The organism is Micromonospora yasonensis (genome assembly GCF_026013475.1).
Classification (GTDB): domain Bacteria; phylum Actinomycetota; class Actinomycetes; order Mycobacteriales; family Micromonosporaceae; genus Micromonospora; species Micromonospora yasonensis.
Window position 1 is genome coordinate 1 of sequence record NZ_JAPDPH010000174.1, and the last position, 14,771, is coordinate 14,771.

General features: G+C 73.2%; 10 protein-coding genes. 4 read left to right on the forward strand and 6 right to left on the reverse strand.

From position 1 onward, the window contains the following. The 3 genes from ONA70_RS26910 to ONA70_RS26920 form a co-directional block, all read right to left on the reverse strand. The coding region (locus ONA70_RS26910) for a hypothetical protein (RefSeq protein WP_265009282.1) at window positions 1–1,106 on the reverse strand (1,106 nt) is incomplete at its 3' end. A gap of 13 nt (window positions 1,107–1,119) precedes the next feature. After that, window positions 1,120–1,563, reverse strand: a complete 444-nt coding sequence (locus ONA70_RS26915) for a hypothetical protein (RefSeq protein ID WP_265009283.1) — start codon at window positions 1,561–1,563, stop codon at window positions 1,120–1,122. A gap of 180 nt (window positions 1,564–1,743) precedes the next feature. Continuing rightward, window positions 1,744–3,783, reverse strand: coding sequence for a TIGR03960 family B12-binding radical SAM protein (locus tag ONA70_RS26920; RefSeq protein WP_265009284.1), 2,040 nt, complete (start codon window positions 3,781–3,783; stop codon window positions 1,744–1,746). Window positions 3,784–4,052: 269 nt separating this feature from the next. Between ONA70_RS26920 and ONA70_RS36730 the strand changes: the two genes are divergently transcribed. Together ONA70_RS36730 and ONA70_RS26935 are read left to right on the forward strand one after the other, a co-directional pair. Next, window positions 4,053–5,735, forward strand: coding sequence for a hypothetical protein (locus tag ONA70_RS36730; protein WP_319958825.1), 1,683 nt, complete (start codon window positions 4,053–4,055; stop codon window positions 5,733–5,735). An 85-nt stretch (window positions 5,736–5,820) separates the two neighbouring features. Next, entirely contained in the window at window positions 5,821–7,290 is a 1,470-nt protein-coding gene (locus ONA70_RS26935; protein ID WP_265009286.1) for a cryptochrome/photolyase family protein, read from the forward strand. A gap of 14 nt (window positions 7,291–7,304) precedes the next feature. Here the strand turns inward: ONA70_RS26935 and ONA70_RS26940 are convergent, their stop codons facing one another. From ONA70_RS26940 to ONA70_RS26950, 3 genes are all read right to left on the reverse strand, one after another. Then, window positions 7,305–7,994, reverse strand: a complete 690-nt coding sequence (locus tag ONA70_RS26940) for a lysophospholipid acyltransferase family protein (RefSeq protein WP_265009287.1) — start codon at window positions 7,992–7,994, stop codon at window positions 7,305–7,307. Window positions 7,995–8,129: 135 nt separating this feature from the next. Next, on the reverse strand, window positions 8,130–11,276 hold the full coding sequence (gene ileS, locus ONA70_RS26945) for an isoleucine--tRNA ligase (protein ID WP_265009288.1): 3,147 nt from the start codon (window positions 11,274–11,276) through the stop codon (window positions 8,130–8,132). A 425-nt stretch (window positions 11,277–11,701) separates the two neighbouring features. Next, window positions 11,702–13,258, reverse strand: a complete 1,557-nt coding sequence (locus ONA70_RS26950) for an alkaline phosphatase D family protein (RefSeq protein ID WP_265009289.1) — start codon at window positions 13,256–13,258, stop codon at window positions 11,702–11,704. Between the two features lie 197 nt (window positions 13,259–13,455). Between ONA70_RS26950 and ONA70_RS26955 the strand changes: the two genes are divergently transcribed. Continuing rightward, window positions 13,456–13,896, forward strand: coding sequence for a carboxymuconolactone decarboxylase family protein (locus ONA70_RS26955; protein WP_265009290.1), 441 nt, complete (start codon window positions 13,456–13,458; stop codon window positions 13,894–13,896). Further along, window positions 13,893–14,771: RNA polymerase sigma factor SigJ (sigJ, locus tag ONA70_RS26960; protein ID WP_265009291.1), on the forward strand; the 879-nt coding region annotated here is incomplete at its 3' end. The genes ONA70_RS26955 and sigJ, both read left to right, overlap by 4 nt.

The following is a 14,771-nucleotide window of genomic DNA, read 5'->3' on the forward strand; positions in this document are numbered from 1 at the left end:
CCGCGTTGAACGGGGACAGCGCGCCGCCGAGCTTGGTGAGGGTGTTCCAGCGGACCTGCCCCAGCCAGTCCGTCGGGAGGATGTCGGAGGCCGATGGTCGGGGTGCCGGCGCCGGCGAGGCCGCTGCCGTAGTCATGCCCGCCGCTGCCCGGGGCACCGGCGCCCGGCTGGTAGGAACCGGCGCCGCCGCTGCCGAAGTTGCCACCGGTGGGGGGCGGCGCGATGGCGGAGTGCCCACCGCCGCCGAACGAACCGCCGCCACCGCCGATGCCCGTGCTGCCGAGGTTGGGCGCGCCGCCGCCGCCGATGCCGCCACCTCCACCGCCACCGCCGCCCGGGTACCCGGCCGGCGGGGTACGGTCGTCCGGCCGGTAGCCGTCGATGCCGGCGCCGGACGGTGGCGGTACGACCAGCTTCGGCCGCTCGGTCTCCACGGCGGTGGGCAGCGGCGACATGGCGGTGTTGGCCGCGTTCTGGTTGTCCCGGTACCAGTTGTCGAGGTGGGACTTGGTGTCCCACCACCCGCCCCGCTTGTGGTCCTCGGCGTTGCCGTCGACCTTCATGGTCGCTTCGAGGTCGTCGGCCTTGTCGCGGAACGCGCCGTCGGCGTACGAACCCGGGTTGCTCTGGTAGTCCTTGCGCAGCGCGGCGAGGAAGCCCGAGGCGCTCTCACCGTCCCGGGCGTCGTCCAGCTCGGTGCCGTTGGGCAGGCTCCACTCGTTCCAGCCGAAGTCGTCCATCAGCGGGATCGGGATGCTGGCCACCGACGTGCGGATGTCCCCCTCGATCCGGGACAGCGCCCCGCTGACGTTGCTCGCGTGGGTGATCAGCTCCTCGATGTCCTTGCCGATGTCACCCAGGTGCTCCCGGTACGCGTCACCGCCGCTGCCCTTCCAGCCGGCCAGCATCGCGGGCAGGCCGTCGGTGTGCGGGCGCTCCTTACCGGGCGCGATCGGGCCGACGAAGGACCGCCCGATCAGCGCGTCCCGCAGGTAACCGAGCCCGGTGGAGAGGTTGTTCCACCCCACACCGACCGAGCCCACGGTCTCCGGGTCCGCCGACAGCGTCACCTCACGGACGCACCGCTCCCAGGTTCCTCCTGCCATGACCGTCTCCCCCTCAGGCCTTGTACGGGTACGTGGGCTGGGTGCCCGTCGTCGCCGGCGGCGGCGCCGCGGATTCCAGGATCCGCTCGATCTGCTTGCCGTTGGCGGCGTTGCGCGCCTCGGTGTCGCGGAACGCCTGGGCGATGTCCTCGGTGCCCTTCTTGAGCGCGGCGAGCTTGCCGGAGAGCGCCTTGAGGTGCTGCTCCATGTTGGCCGTCGACGTGGTCAACGCCTGCCACTGCATCCGGGCGTCCTCGTACGCGCCGAAGGGGGTGCCGTTCGGCACGGTCTGCGCGTTGTTGCTGTCGCCCTTCATCCGCTCCTTGATGCGTTCCATCTCGTAGCTGATGGTGTCGTCGACGTACTGCTTCAGCCGCTCGACGTAATCCGCCGCGGCGTCCAGGTCCTCGACGCTGACGTGCAGATCGCCGGTGTCCGGCGGCCTGATGTCACCCATGCTGCTGCCCTCCCCGCTGCCGACCCCGGTCGGTCCAATACGGACGCAGCGTATCGAGTGACGGCCAGTCGAGGCACCCCCACCCCACGCCACCGGACGCCGGTGGGACCACCGCCCGCGGATACGACGAAGCGCGGGAACCGGTACGGTTCCCGCGCTCCGCAGGCGTCGGCGGCGTTGCTACTGCTGGGCGCCGGCCGGCATCTTCAGCCCGTTGATCGGGGTCAGCGGCAGCAGCTTCCGGCCGGTGGGGCCGATCTGGATCTCGGTGTCCATCGACGGGCAGACGCCGCAGTCGAAGCACGGGGTCCACCGGCAGTCGTCCTGCTCGTACTCGGACAGCGAGTCCTGCCAGTCCTGCCAGAGCCAGTCCTTGTCCAGGCCCGAGTCGAGGTGGTCCCAGGGCAGGACCTCCAGCTCCTCGCGCTCCCGGGTGGTGTACCAGTCGAGGTCCACGCCGAAGGCCGGCAGCACCTCGGCGGCGGCGTCCACCCAGCGCTGGTACGAGAAGTGCTCGCTCCAGCCGTCGAACCGGCCGCCGTTCTCCCACACCTTGCGGATCACCGCGCCGACCCGGCGGTCACCTCGGGAGAGCAGGCCCTCGATCAGCGACGGCTCGCCGTCGTGGTAGCGGAAGCCGATCGCCCGACCGAGCGAACGGTCCGCGTTGATCGCCTGCTTGAGCAGCTTGAGCCGCGCGTCGATGACCTCCGGCCGCGCCATCGAGGCCCACTGGAACGGGGTGTGCGGCTTCGGCACGAACCCGCCGATGGAGACCGTGCAGCGGATGTCCTTGGACCCGGTGGCCGCCCGGCCGGCCCGGATCACCTCGTGCGCCATGTCCGCGATCTCGAGGACGTCCTCGTCGGTCTCGGTGGGCAGGCCGCACATGAAGTACAGCTTCACCTGCCGCCAGCCGTTGGTGTACGCGGTCACCACCGTGCGGATCAGGTCGTCCTTCGACACCATCTTGTTGATGACCTTGCGGATCCGCTCCGAGCCGCCCTCCGGGGCGAAGGTCAGACCGGTCCGCCGGCCGTTGCGGGACAGCTCCTGCGCCAGCTCGATGTTGAACGCGTCGACCCGGGTCGAGGGCAGCGAGAGCGAGACGTTGGTGCCCTCGTACTGCTGGGCCAGGCCGGAGCACATGTCGCCGATCTCGGAGTGATCGGCCGAGGACAGCGACAGCAGGCCCACCTCGTGGAAGCCGGAGAACTCCAACCCCTGCTGGACCATCTGGCCGACGGTGGTGATCGAGCGCTCCCGCACCGGGCGGGTGATCATGCCGGCCTGGCAGAACCGGCAGCCGCGGGTGCAGCCGCGGAAGATCTCCACCGCGTACCGCTCGTGGACCGTCTCGGCGAGCGGCACCAGGGGCTTCTTCGGGTACGGCCAGGCGTCCAGGTCCATGGTCGTGCGCTTGTGCACCCGGAACGGCACGTCCGGGCGGTTCGGCACGACCCGCTGGATCCGCCCGTCGGGCAGGTAGTCCACGTCGTAGAAGCGCGGCACGTAGACGCTCTCGGTGCGGGCCAGCCGCAGCAGCAACTCGTCGCGTCCGCCCGGGCAGCCCTCGGCCTTCCAGTCCCGAACGATCGCGGTGATCTCCAGCACCGCCTCCTCGCCGTCGCCGAGCACCGCGGCGTCGACGAAGTCGGCGATCGGCTCCGGGTTGAACGCGGCGTGCCCGCCGGCCACGATCACCGGGTCGGCGTCGGTGCGGTCGGCGGCGAGCAGCGGGATGCCGGCCAGGTCGATCGCGGTGAGCAGGTTGGTGTAGCCCAGCTCGGTGGAGAAGGAGACGCCGAACACGTCGAAGTCCCGCACCGAGCGGTGCGCGTCGACGGTGAACTGCGGCACGCCGTGGGCGCGCATCAGCCTCTCCAGGTCCGGCCAGACCGCGTACGTCCGCTCGGCGAGCACGTCGGGCAGCTCGTTGAGCACCTCGTAGAGGATCTGTACGCCCTGGTTGGGCAGTCCCACCTCGTACGCGTCCGGGTACATCAGCGCCCACCGGACGGTTGCCGCGTCCCAGTCCTTGACCACCGCGCCCAACTCGCCCCCGACGTACTGGATGGGCTTGGTCACCTGGGGCAGCAGCGGCTCCAGCCGGGGCCAGATCGACGACTCCAGGTCGCGGCGCGGCGACAGACGCGCCGCGCTGGAGCCGTCGCCGGAATTGGCCGGGACCGGGCGCGGCGTCGTGGACGGGGCACTCATGATGCCCAAGGGTACGCGGTGCCCCGCCGGTCCCCACGTCGCACCGCACGACCGCGGCCGTCCGGCCGGCGTCCGGCGCCACGGCCGTTCCCGCCGTACCCCTTCGCTGGTCAGCGCGGGGTGGACGGCCACGGCAGCCCGCCGGTCGCCGTCGGTGCCGCCCTGCGCGAAGGCGGCGGCGAGCACCGCGGGCGGGGCGGTCCGACTGATTCGTCGGGGGTGGCACAGCGGTACTAACCTCGCAACGGGCGCGAGAGGAGATTGCCGCGATGCCGCAGCCGCAGCCGGGGGCGGACCGCCCGGCCGACGGGGGCACCCCGGTCACGGGCCGGGATCCGGGCACTGACGAATTGGCCCACTCCCCCGCACCCCCGTCGCCCCGCGAGCCGGGCGACCAGCGCGACCCCGACCCCACCGACGGCATCGCCGCCGGCCCGACGCCCGTGATCGACGCCGCCACGGGGGCCGCCACTACCGACCCGCCACCCGCGCCCGGCGACCCGCTCGACGGCGACGGCGGCGACCAGCCCGAGGCGGCCGACCAGCACGACGCCGCCGACCGGAAGGACGCGACCGACGGGCACGTCCCCGACGCCGAGGCCGGATCCGTCGCCACGGCGGCATCCGACGAGCCGGCGGCCGGGGCGCCCGCCGATCGGCCGGCCGAGCCCCCCGCCGAGGCACGGCCCGCGGACGGGTCGGCCGGCGAGGCCCCCGCCACCCCGACGCGCGGCTCCGCCCCGGTGCGCCCGACCGGTTCCGCCGCCGTGCCGGCGCGCCCGACCGGCTCGGCCGCCGTGCCCGGCCGCCCGACCGGTTCCGCCCCCGTGCCCGGTCGGCCGGCCGACGCCACCCCCGTGCCCGATCCACCCGACCCGGCCCCGGTCGCCGCCCGGACCGACCCGACCCGGGTGGAGAACCAGGCCGAACCGCCCGCGCCCCGGTGGAGCGGCTCGGCCCCGGTCCCGCCCCCGCCGCCGCGCAAGCGGGCCTGGGGCGAGTCCGCCGAGCCGACGCCGGTCCCGCCGCTCGACGCGCCGGAGCACCAGGTCCCGGTCGACCCCTGGGAGGGGGTGGACACCACCGGCTGGCACCTGCACTCGATCGAGTTCCCGGCGCTGCCGCCGACCCTGGCGTACCCGGCGCCGGCGCACACGCCGCCCTACCCGGCGCCGCCGCCGGTGAGCCCGGCACCGGTGGCGCCACCAACGCCGGTCGCCCGACCGGTCCCGCCACCGCCGCCGGTAGCCGCCCGGCCGGTGTCGCCGCCGCCGGTCGAGGCCCCGGCGCCCCGGCCCGCACCACCGGCGCCGAAGCAGGGCCGCGGCCGGCCCACGCCACCGGTCACCGCGCCGCCCGGGTGGCAGCCGCCCAAGGGGTACGTCGCCGTCCCGGTCCGCCGCCGCCGCCGCTGGCCCTGGGTGCTGCTGCTCACCGTGGCCTGCTGCTGCGGCGTCCCGCTCTGGTGGGCCAAGCCGCTCGCCAGCCAGTACCCGGCCGACGCCGCCCTGCCCGACCAGGTGGCCGGACTACGACTGCGGGACGACGAGCACAGCCAGGCCACCGCCGAGCAGCTGAAGAACGAGGTACGCCAGGCGCACCTGCTCGCCGAGGACGCCTTCGCCGGGGTCTACGGCACCAGCGACGGCAAGCGGGTCGCCCTCTTCGGCGGCACCGGGTTCCGGCTCACCCCGGAGTCCGACGCCGACGCCGAGATCGCCCGCCTGAAGAACGAGTACGCCCTCGGCAAGACGGTGCCGGTGGAGACCAACGTCCGGGGCCGCTACGAGCGGTGCGCGGTGGGCCGGGCGGACGGCGATGCGGTGGTGGTCTGCACGTCGGTCGACCACGGCAGCCTGACCACGGGTGTCTTCACCCGGCTCTCGGTCGACGACAGCGCCCGACTGCTGGAGGAGCTGCGCAGCGAGGTGGTGACTCCGAAGCAGTCCTGACCGGTCGCGCGTCGGATGGTCTCGAACACGTAAAGGCCTTGTGTCTCTCCCTCACACTTTGCGCGTTTCGGGGGAAAATCGGGATATGTCGCGGCGTTGGCTTTTCGCCGATCAGCTGGGGCCGCACTTCCTCGACGACCGCAGGCAACCGGTCCTGCTGATCGAGTCGAAGGCGGTCTTCCGGCGTCGCGTCTACCACCGGCAGAAGGCCCACCTGATCCTCTCCGCGCTCCGCCACCGCGCCGCCGAACTGGGCGACCAGGCGATCCACCTGCGCGCCGAGACGTACGGGCAGGCGCTGAACAGGGTCCGCGAGCCGCTCGAGGTCTGCCATCCGACCTCCCGCGCGGCCCTGGCGTTCGTCCGCGGCCTGGACCGGGTCACCGTGCTGCCGGCCCGGGGGTTCGTGACCAGCCTGGCGGACTTCGCCGACTGGGCCGACAGCCGCCGGGGCGAGCTGCGGATGGAGGCGTTCTACCGGTTCGCCCGGGAGCACCACGGGGTGCTCCTGGACGGCCGCGACCCGGCGGGCGGCCGGTGGAGCCACGACACCGAGAACCGCGATCCGCCACCGAAGGACGGCAAGCTCGACGTGCCGGCCCCGCCGATGCCGAAGGAGGACGACATCGACGCGGAGGTCCGGGCCGACCTGGACCGCTGGGAGCGGCAGGGCATCCGGTTCGCCGGCCGGGACGGTCCCCGCCGCTTCCCCGCCACCGCCAGGGAGGCCGAGGCCCGGCTGCGGCACTTCCTCCGGCACCGGCTGGCCGCGTTCGGCCCGTACGAGGACGCGATGCGCGCCACCGACCCGTGGCTGGCGCACAGCGCGCTCTCCGCCGCGTTCAACCTCGGCCTGCTCGATCCGCTGGCGGCGGTCCGGGGCGCCGAGCAGGCGTACCGGAGGCAGGGCGTGCCGCTGGCCAGCGTGGAGGCCTTCATCCGGCAGGTGATGGGCTGGCGGGACTACATCTGGCACACCTACTGGTACTTCGAGCCGTCCTGGCAGAACAGCAACGAGCTGGGCGCGCGGCGGTCCGCGCCGGGCTGGTGGGCCGACCTGGACGCGGACGCCGTCGACGCGCGCTGTCTCTCGGACGTGCTCGCCGGCGTCCGGGACCGAGCCTGGGCGCACCACATCCCCCGGCTGATGGTGCTGGGAAACTACGCCCTGCAACGGGGTTGGCGCCCGGCCGAGCTGGTCGAGTGGTTCCGCACCCGGTTCGTGGACGGCTACGACTGGGTGATGACCGGCAACGTGGTCGGCATGAGCCAGTACGCCGACCTGGGCCGGGCGACCACCAAGCCGTACGTCGCCGGCGGCGCGTACATCAACCGGATGAGCGACTACTGCGGCGGCTGCCGGTACGACCCGAAGCAGCACCTCGGCGAGCAGGCCTGCCCGTTCACAGCCGGCTACTGGGCCTTCCTGACCGGCAACCGCAGCCGGATCCCGGCCAACGCCCGGACGGCCCGCGCCATGAAGCAGATGCAGCGCCGCACCGACCTCGACGCCGTGGTCGCCCAGGAGAAGCAGCGCGGCAACGACCCGCCGTGACCGGCCGCGAACGATCAGGCGGTCGGGCCCGCGGTGGGCTCGGCGCGCTTGGGGGCGTAGCGGGGGACGTACTCCTGACCGGTGAGCTTCTGGATCTCGGCCATCATCTCGTCGGTCATCTCGCGCAGCGAGGTCCGGTCGTCGGACCGGCCGGTGAAGTCCAGCGGCTTGCCGAACCGAATGCTGATCTTGGCCTTGCCGGGCCGGGGCACCCGCGTCCCGATGGGCTGCGCCTTGTCGGTGCCGGTCACGCCGACCGGGATGATCGGCACGCCGGCCGCCACCGCCAGCCGCGCCGCGCCGGTGCGCCCCCGGTAGAGCCGCCCGTCCGGCGAGCGGGTCCCCTCGGGATAGACGGCGACCAGGTCACCGGCCTTGAGCACCGGGATGGCGGCGTCGAACGCCGACAGCGCCGCCCGCCCGCCGGCCCGCTCGACTGGGATGGCGCCCAGCCCGGTGAGCACGAACTTGGAGAACGCGCCCTTCACGCCGGTGCCCTTGAAGTACTCCGACTTGGCCCAGAACGCCAGGTGCCGTGGGACCACGGTGCCGAGGAGCAGCTCGTCGGCGACGGAGAGGTGATTGCCCGCGAAGATCGCGCCGCCGGTCGCCGGGATGTGCTCCAACCCCTCCACGGTCGGACGGAAGGCCAACCGGATCGTGGGTGCCACGGCGAGCTTGCCGATGGTGTAGAGCAGGGGCACGGGTCCTCCGGCGGTCGAACGTGAGCAGGCGCTGTCACGGTAGCGGACGGTTCCACGCCGGGCGGATCGGGTAGCTGGTCGCCCACCCGGGGTGGTCCGGCTGCGCGCACGCCGCCGGACCACCGGGTCAGCACCTCATACCCGCCGGACGGCCACCGTCACCCGCTCGCCCTCGCCGACCTCGCCGGCGAAGCCGTCGACCCCGTCGGCGAAGTCGACCGTGTCGGCCAGCACCTCCCCGGCCACGAAGTCGGTGTACGCGGCCACCGCCGCGCGGACCTCCGCCGAGGCCGAGACCGCCACCACGATCCGGTCCGAGACGTCCAGGTCGGCGTCCCGCCGGGCCTGCTGCACCACCCGGACCACGTCGCGGGCCAGCCCCTCGGCGGCCAGCTCCGGGGTGACCTCGGTGTCCAGCACGACCACGCCCTCGCCGCCGGGCAGCGGCGCGGAGTGCTCGGCGTCGGCGGCGACCAGGCGCAGCTCGTACTCGCCCTCGGCGAGGCTGACCCCGGCGGCGACCGGGGCGCCGTCGACCAGCTCCCACTCCCCCGCCTTGACCGCCTTGATCACCTGCTGGACCGCCTTGCCCACCCGGGGACCGAGCGCCCGGGGCACCACGGTCAGCACCTGCTGGCAGTACGCGGACACCTCGTCGGTGAATACGACCTCCTTCACGTTGACCTCGTCGGCGACCAGGTCGGTGAAGGGCCGCAGCTGGGCGGCGACCGGCGCGGCCACGGTCAGCCTGCGCAGCGGCAGCCGGACCCGCAGCCCCTTCGCCTTGCGCAGCGACAGCGCCGCCGAGGCGACCGCCCGCACGTTGTCCATCGCGGAAACCAGCTCGTGGTCGGCCGGGAACTCGTCCGCCGACGGCCAGTCGGTCAGGTGCACCGACCGCTCGCCGGTGAGGCCGCGCCAGATCTCCTCCGCGGTCAGCGGCGCCAGCGGCGCCACCACCCGGCAGAGCGTCTCCAGCACCGTCCAGAGAGTGTCGAACGCGTCGGCGTCCCCGGACCAGAACCGGTCCCGCGAGCGGCGCACGTACCAGTTGGTCAGCGCGTCCAGGTAGGACCGGACGGTGGCGCAGGCGCCGGAGATGTCGTACCCGTCCATCTGCCCCTGGACCGTCGACACCAGCTCGTTCGTCTTCGCCAGCACGTACCGGTCGAGCAGGTGCGTCGAGTCGGTCCGCCGCTTCGCGGAGTAGGAGTCCGCGTTGGCGTAGAGCGAGAAGAAGTACCAGACGTTCCAGAGCGGCAGGAGCACCTGACGCACCGCGTCCCGGATGCCGGCCTCGGTCACCGACATGTCGCCGCCGCGCAGCACCGGCGAGGACATCAGCATCCAGCGCATCGCGTCCGACCCGTACGAGTCGAAGACGTGGTACACGTCCGGGTAGTTGCGCAGGCTCTTGGACATCTTGCGCCCGTCGGAGCCGAGCAGGATGCCGTGGCTGAGGCAGTTGCGGAACGCCGGCCGATCGAACAGCGCGGTGGCCAGCACGTGCATGGTGTAGAACCAGCCGCGGGTCTGTCCGATGTACTCGACGATGAAGTCACCCGGGTAGTGGTGCTCGAACCACTCGCGGTTCTCGAACGGGTAGTGCACCTGGGCGAACGGCATCGAGCCGGACTCGAACCAGCAGTCCAGCACCTCCGGCACCCGGCGCATCATCGACTTCCCCGTCGGGTCGTCCGGGTTGGGCCGGACCAGCTCGTCCACCATTGGCCGGTGCAGGTCGGTCAGGCGAACCCCGAAGTCCCGCTCCAGGTCGGCCAGCGAGCCGTACACATCCACCCGCGGGTAGTTCGGGTCGTCCGACTTCCACACCGGGATCGGCGAGCCCCAGAACCGGTTCCGGCTGATCGACCAGTCCCGGGCGTTGGCCAGCCACTTGCCGAACGAGCCGTCCTTGATGTGGCCCGGGGTCCAGTTGATCTGCTGGTTGAGCTCGACCATCCGGTCCTTGAACCGGGTCACCGCCACGAACCACGAGGACACCGCCTTGTAGACCAGCGGGGTGTCGCAGCGCCAGCAGTGCGGGTACGAGTGGGTGTAGGTGTCCTGCTTGAGCACCACCCCCCGCTCCTTCAGCTCCCGGATCACCGGCTTGTTCACGTCGAAGACCTGCTCGCCCTGGTACGGCGGGACCAGCGCGGTGAACCGGGTGTGGTCGTCCACCGTGACGATGGTCGGGATGCCGGCCGCGTTGCAGGTGTTCTGGTCGTCCTCACCGAAGGCCGGGGCCAGGTGCACGATCCCGGTGCCGTCCTCGGTGGTGACGAAGTCCGCGCCGAGCACCTGGTACGCGTTCGGCCCGGCCTGCTCCACCAGGAAGTCGTAAAGCGGGGTGTAGCGGCGGCCGACCAGATCCCGGCCGTGCACCGTGCCGACCTGCTCGTACCCCTCCAGTTCCTTGGCGTACGCGCCGAGCCGCGCCGCGCCGACGACGTAGCGCGCGCCGTCGCGCTCCAGCACCGCGTACTCGATGTCGGGGCCGACGGCGAGCGCCAGGTTCGACGGCAGGGTCCACGGCGTGGTGGTCCAGACGCCCAGCCGCACCGGCCCGCGCACCGGTTCCGGGGCGGACTCGTCGGGGGTCAGCTCGAACCACACCGACAGGGTCGGGTCGTGCCGGTCCTTGTAGACGTCGTCCATCCGGGTCTCGGTGTTCGACAGCGGCGTCTCGCACCGCCAGCAGTACGCCAGCACCCGGAAGCCCTCGTAGACCAGGCCCTTGTCGTGCAGGGTCTTGAAGGCCCACATGACGCTTTCCATGTAGTCCAGGTCGAGCGTCTTGTAGTCGTTGGCGAAGTCGACCCAGCGGGCCTGCCGGGTGACGTACCGCTCCCAGTCCTGGGTGAACTCCAGCACCGAGGTGCGGCAGGCCTCGTTGAACCGGGCCACGCCGAGGTCGAGGATCTCCGCCTTGCTGGTGATGCCGAGCTGCTTCTCGGCCACCACCTCGGCCGGCAGGCCGTGGCAGTCCCAGCCGAACCGGCGCTCGACGTGCTTGCCGCGCATCGTCTGGTAGCGCGGCACCACGTCCTTGACGTACCCGGTGAAGAGGTGGCCGTAGTGCGGCAGGCCGTTGGCGAACGGCGGGCCGTCGTAGAAGACGAACTCGTTGGCGCCGTTCGCGCCCGCGTCGCGGGCCTCGACGGAGGCCTCGAAGGTCTTGTCGGCCGTCCAGTGCTCCAGGACCCGGCGCTCGACCGCGGGCAGGTCCGGGCTCGCCGGCACGCCGGCGGCGGTCGGGTCGTGCAACGGATAGGCCATCGGGGGTCGCTCTCCTCGCGCAGTCTCACGGTCGTGGGTCTGCGAGGACGAGCCTTCTCCGGTACGCCGTCACCGGCGCCCCGGGTCGGGCCCGCGGTACCACCCCGCTTGGCGGTCAAGGTGCGACCGCCCGCTCGTTGGCCGGCTGTGACGGGCCGGTCCCGTCCGGTTCTACTGGGCCGGTCACCCGGCTGTTCTTCCGGAGGCTCGCCGGTGATGGCCGGGTCGTCGCCTGTCTGCCGACAAGCGTACTCGACCCGCCGGCCGACCCGCCCCCGAGTATCCGCGGGAAAGGGCGCCCGGCCGGGAACGCCCGCGCCCTCCTCAAGCTCTTCGAGGCTGGATGCCGCCGCCGCGCCTCCCTCGACACCAGGTGACCCCCGGGCCCACCCCCGCCCGGGGCGGGGTGGGCCCGGGGACCGGCGTCAGCGGCCGGGGGCCGGCAGGGTGGTGGTCCAGAGGGAGGCGCCGGCGCGGTCGCGCAGGTGCACCGTCAGGTCGCCGGACTCGCCGTCGATCGAGACCTCGCCGAAGTGCTGGAAGCCCTCCGCCGGTGAGGTGTTCGCCCGGGGCGGCGCGTGGGTGAACACGGCCTGCGGACCGAAGGTGCCGTCCAGGGCGTTCGGACCGAACGCGCCGGCGTGCGCCGGCCCGGAGACGAACTCCCAGAACGGGGTGAAGTCGCCGACCGCCGCCCGGGCCGGGTCGTAGTGGTGGGCGGCGGTGTAGTGCACGTCGGCGGTGAGGAAGACGATCCCGGTGACGCCGGCCCGGTGCGCCGCGCGCAGCACCTCGGCGAACTCCAGCTCCCGGCCGGCGGGCGCGCCGGGGTCGCCCTGCGCCACGCCCTCCTGCGCGCTGGGGCCGTCCGGCACCACGAGGCCGAGCGGCAGGTCGTTGGCGATCACCTTCCAGGTCGCCCGGGACGCGGCCAGCTCGCGGATCAGCCACTCCCGCTGCTCCCGCCCGAGCAGGCCCCGCCCCGGGTCGGCGTACGTGTTGCCGTCGTTGGGGTCCTTGTAGGTGCGCATGTCCAGGACGAAGACGTCCAGCAGCGGCCCGTACGACAGCTTGCGGTAGAGCGCCCCGTCGGCGGCGACCGGCAGCCACTCGTGGAACGCCTGCCGGGCCCGGGCGGCGAGCACGTCCACCCGCTTCTCGGTGTACCGGGCGTCGGTGAGGATCTGCCCCGGGTACCAGTTGTTGCGTACCTCGTGGTCGTCCCACTGGTTGACCTGCGGCACCTCGGCGGCGAGCGCGCGCAGGTGCTCGTCGAGCAGGTTGTACGCGAACTGTCCGCGGTACTCGGTCAGCGTCTCGGCCACCTTGCTCTTCTCCGGGGTGACCAGGTTGCGCCAGATCCGCCCGTCGGGCAGCGGCACGCTCTCGGTCAGCGGCCCGTCGGCGTAGACGGTGTCCCCGCTGCACAGGAAGAAGTCGGGGCGGCGCTCCCGCATGGCCCGGAAGATCGCCAGGCCGTCGAAGTCCGGGCTGATGCCCCAGCCCTGCCCCACGATGTCGCCGGTCCAGACGAACCGCACGTCCCGCCGGTCCTGCGGGCCGGGCGCCGTGGTGAACGAACCGAGCAGCGGCTCGCTGCGCACCCCGGGCCGGTCCAGGCTCTCCACGCTCACCCGGTAGTACAGCCGCTCGCCCGAGGGCAGGCCGCGCAACCGCACCCGCCCGGTGCCGTCGGTCGACGGGTCCACCACCGGGCCGCGCAGCAGCCGGGCGCCGCGCAGGTCGGGGCGGCGGCTCACCTCCACGTACATCCGGCCGGGGCGGTCGGCGCGGGTCCAGACCAGCGCCGATTCGGCGGTCACGTCGCCGCTCTGCACGCCGTGCGTGAGCAGCGGGCGGTCGGCCGGCCGCCAGGCCGGCGCCGCTCCGGCGGGGGCCCCGCCGAGCAGGCCGCCGCCGGCCAGCCCGGCGCCCGTCAGCAGTCCGGCACGCAACACGGTACGTCGATCGAGAGAAGTCATCTGTCCCCTCCGTCGGAAGTCGGTCCCCCGTGGTCTACCGGGCACAGATGAGGTGGACCGCCGGCGTGGATGTCCGGCGGGGGAATCCCTGCTGACCACTCGTCGACGGACATGACCACCGTCACAGCCGCCCGCTGTCACGTCCGGGCCGCGCCGGCCCGTCATGCAGGCGTACGGACGACACGAGGGAGGCGGCGATGAGCCGGATCAACATGGCGGCGGTGGCGCCGGAGACGTACCAGGCGGTGCTCGGGCTGGAGAAGTACATCCGCACCAACCTGGACCACACCGTGCTGGAGCTGGTGAAGCTGCGCGCGTCGATGCTCAATGGCTGCGCGTTCTGCGTGGACATGCACAGCCGGGACGCGCTGGCGGCCGGAGAGTCCAGCCGGCGGCTGTTCGCCGTCGCGGCGTGGCGGGAGGCGCCGTTCTTCGACGAGCGGGAGCGGACCGCGCTGGCGCTGACCGACGCGGTCACCCGGCTCGGGGAGCACGGCGTGCCGGACGAGGTGTGGGACGCCGCCGCGAAGGTCTGGTCGGAGAAGGAACTGGCCGATCTGCTGGTCGCGATCGCCACAATCAACGTGTGGAACCGGATCTCGGTGAGCACCCGGAACGAGCCGCCGCTCGAGGTGTGACGACCACCGGGGCAGCGGAGGCGGCCGGTGCGCTCACCGCGCACCGGCCGATGCTGCTCGGGCTGGCCTACCGGCTGCTCGGCAGCGTGCACGACGCCGAGGACGTGCTCCAGGAGGCGTACCTGCGCTGGCTCGACGTCGACCGGGCGGCGGTCGCCGAGCCGCGCCGGTACCTGTCCCGGGTGGTGACCCGGCTGGCGCTGGACCGGCTGCGGGCCCGGCAGGCCGCCCGGGAGACGTACGTCGGCCCGTGGCTGCCGGAGCCGGTGCCCACCGACCCGTCGCCGTTCGGGCCGCTGGACACCGTCGAACTGCGGGAGACGGTCTCCACCGCCCTGCTGCACCTGCTCGAACGGCTCACCCCGCCGGAGCGGGCGGTGTACGTCCTGCACACCGCCTTCGCCCTGCCGTACGCCGAGATCGCCGACCTGCTGGACCGGTCGGCGGCGGACTGCCGCCAACTGCACCACCGGGCGGTCGCCCGGCTCGCCGACGCGCGGCGGCGCTTCACCGCCGGCCCGGCGGAGCAGCGGCGACTGCTCGACGCCTTTCTCGCCGCCGCCCGCGAGGGCGACCTGGCCCGGCTCACCGACCTGGTCGCCGCCGACGCGACCGCCTGGAGCGACGGCGGCGGGCGGGTCCGCGCGGCCCGCAACCCGGTCCACGGCGCGGACCGGATCGCCCGCTTCTTCGCCGGCGTCTACGGCCGCCGCCGGCCCGGCGTACGGGCCGCCCCGGTCGAGCTGAACGGCGCGCCCGCGCTGGTGCTGACCTGGCCGACCGGCGTGCGCTACACGCTCGCCCTGACCGCTGCGGGCGGCCGGATCACCGGCCTCTACCTGGTCGGCAACCCCGACAAGCTGACCCGCCTCACC

What these genes read in the sequence shown, in the direction of transcription:
- ONA70_RS26915 (WP_265009283.1), bottom strand. Translation starts at nt 1,563, where the DNA reads ATGGGTGACATCAGGCCGCCGGACACCGGCGATCTGCACGTCAGCGTC.
- ONA70_RS26920 (WP_265009284.1), bottom strand. Translation starts at nt 3,783, where the DNA reads ATGAGTGCCCCGTCCACGACGCCGCGCCCGGTCCCGGCCAATTCCGGC.
- ONA70_RS36730 (WP_319958825.1), top strand. Translation starts at nt 4,053, where the DNA reads ATGCCGCAGCCGCAGCCGGGGGCGGACCGCCCGGCCGACGGGGGCACC.
- ONA70_RS26935 (WP_265009286.1), top strand. Translation starts at nt 5,821, where the DNA reads ATGTCGCGGCGTTGGCTTTTCGCCGATCAGCTGGGGCCGCACTTCCTC.
- ileS (WP_265009288.1), bottom strand. Translation starts at nt 11,276, where the DNA reads ATGGCCTATCCGTTGCACGACCCGACCGCCGCCGGCGTGCCGGCGAGC.
- ONA70_RS26950 (WP_265009289.1), bottom strand. Translation starts at nt 13,258, where the DNA reads ATGACTTCTCTCGATCGACGTACCGTGTTGCGTGCCGGACTGCTGACG.
- ONA70_RS26955 (WP_265009290.1), top strand. Translation starts at nt 13,456, where the DNA reads ATGAGCCGGATCAACATGGCGGCGGTGGCGCCGGAGACGTACCAGGCG.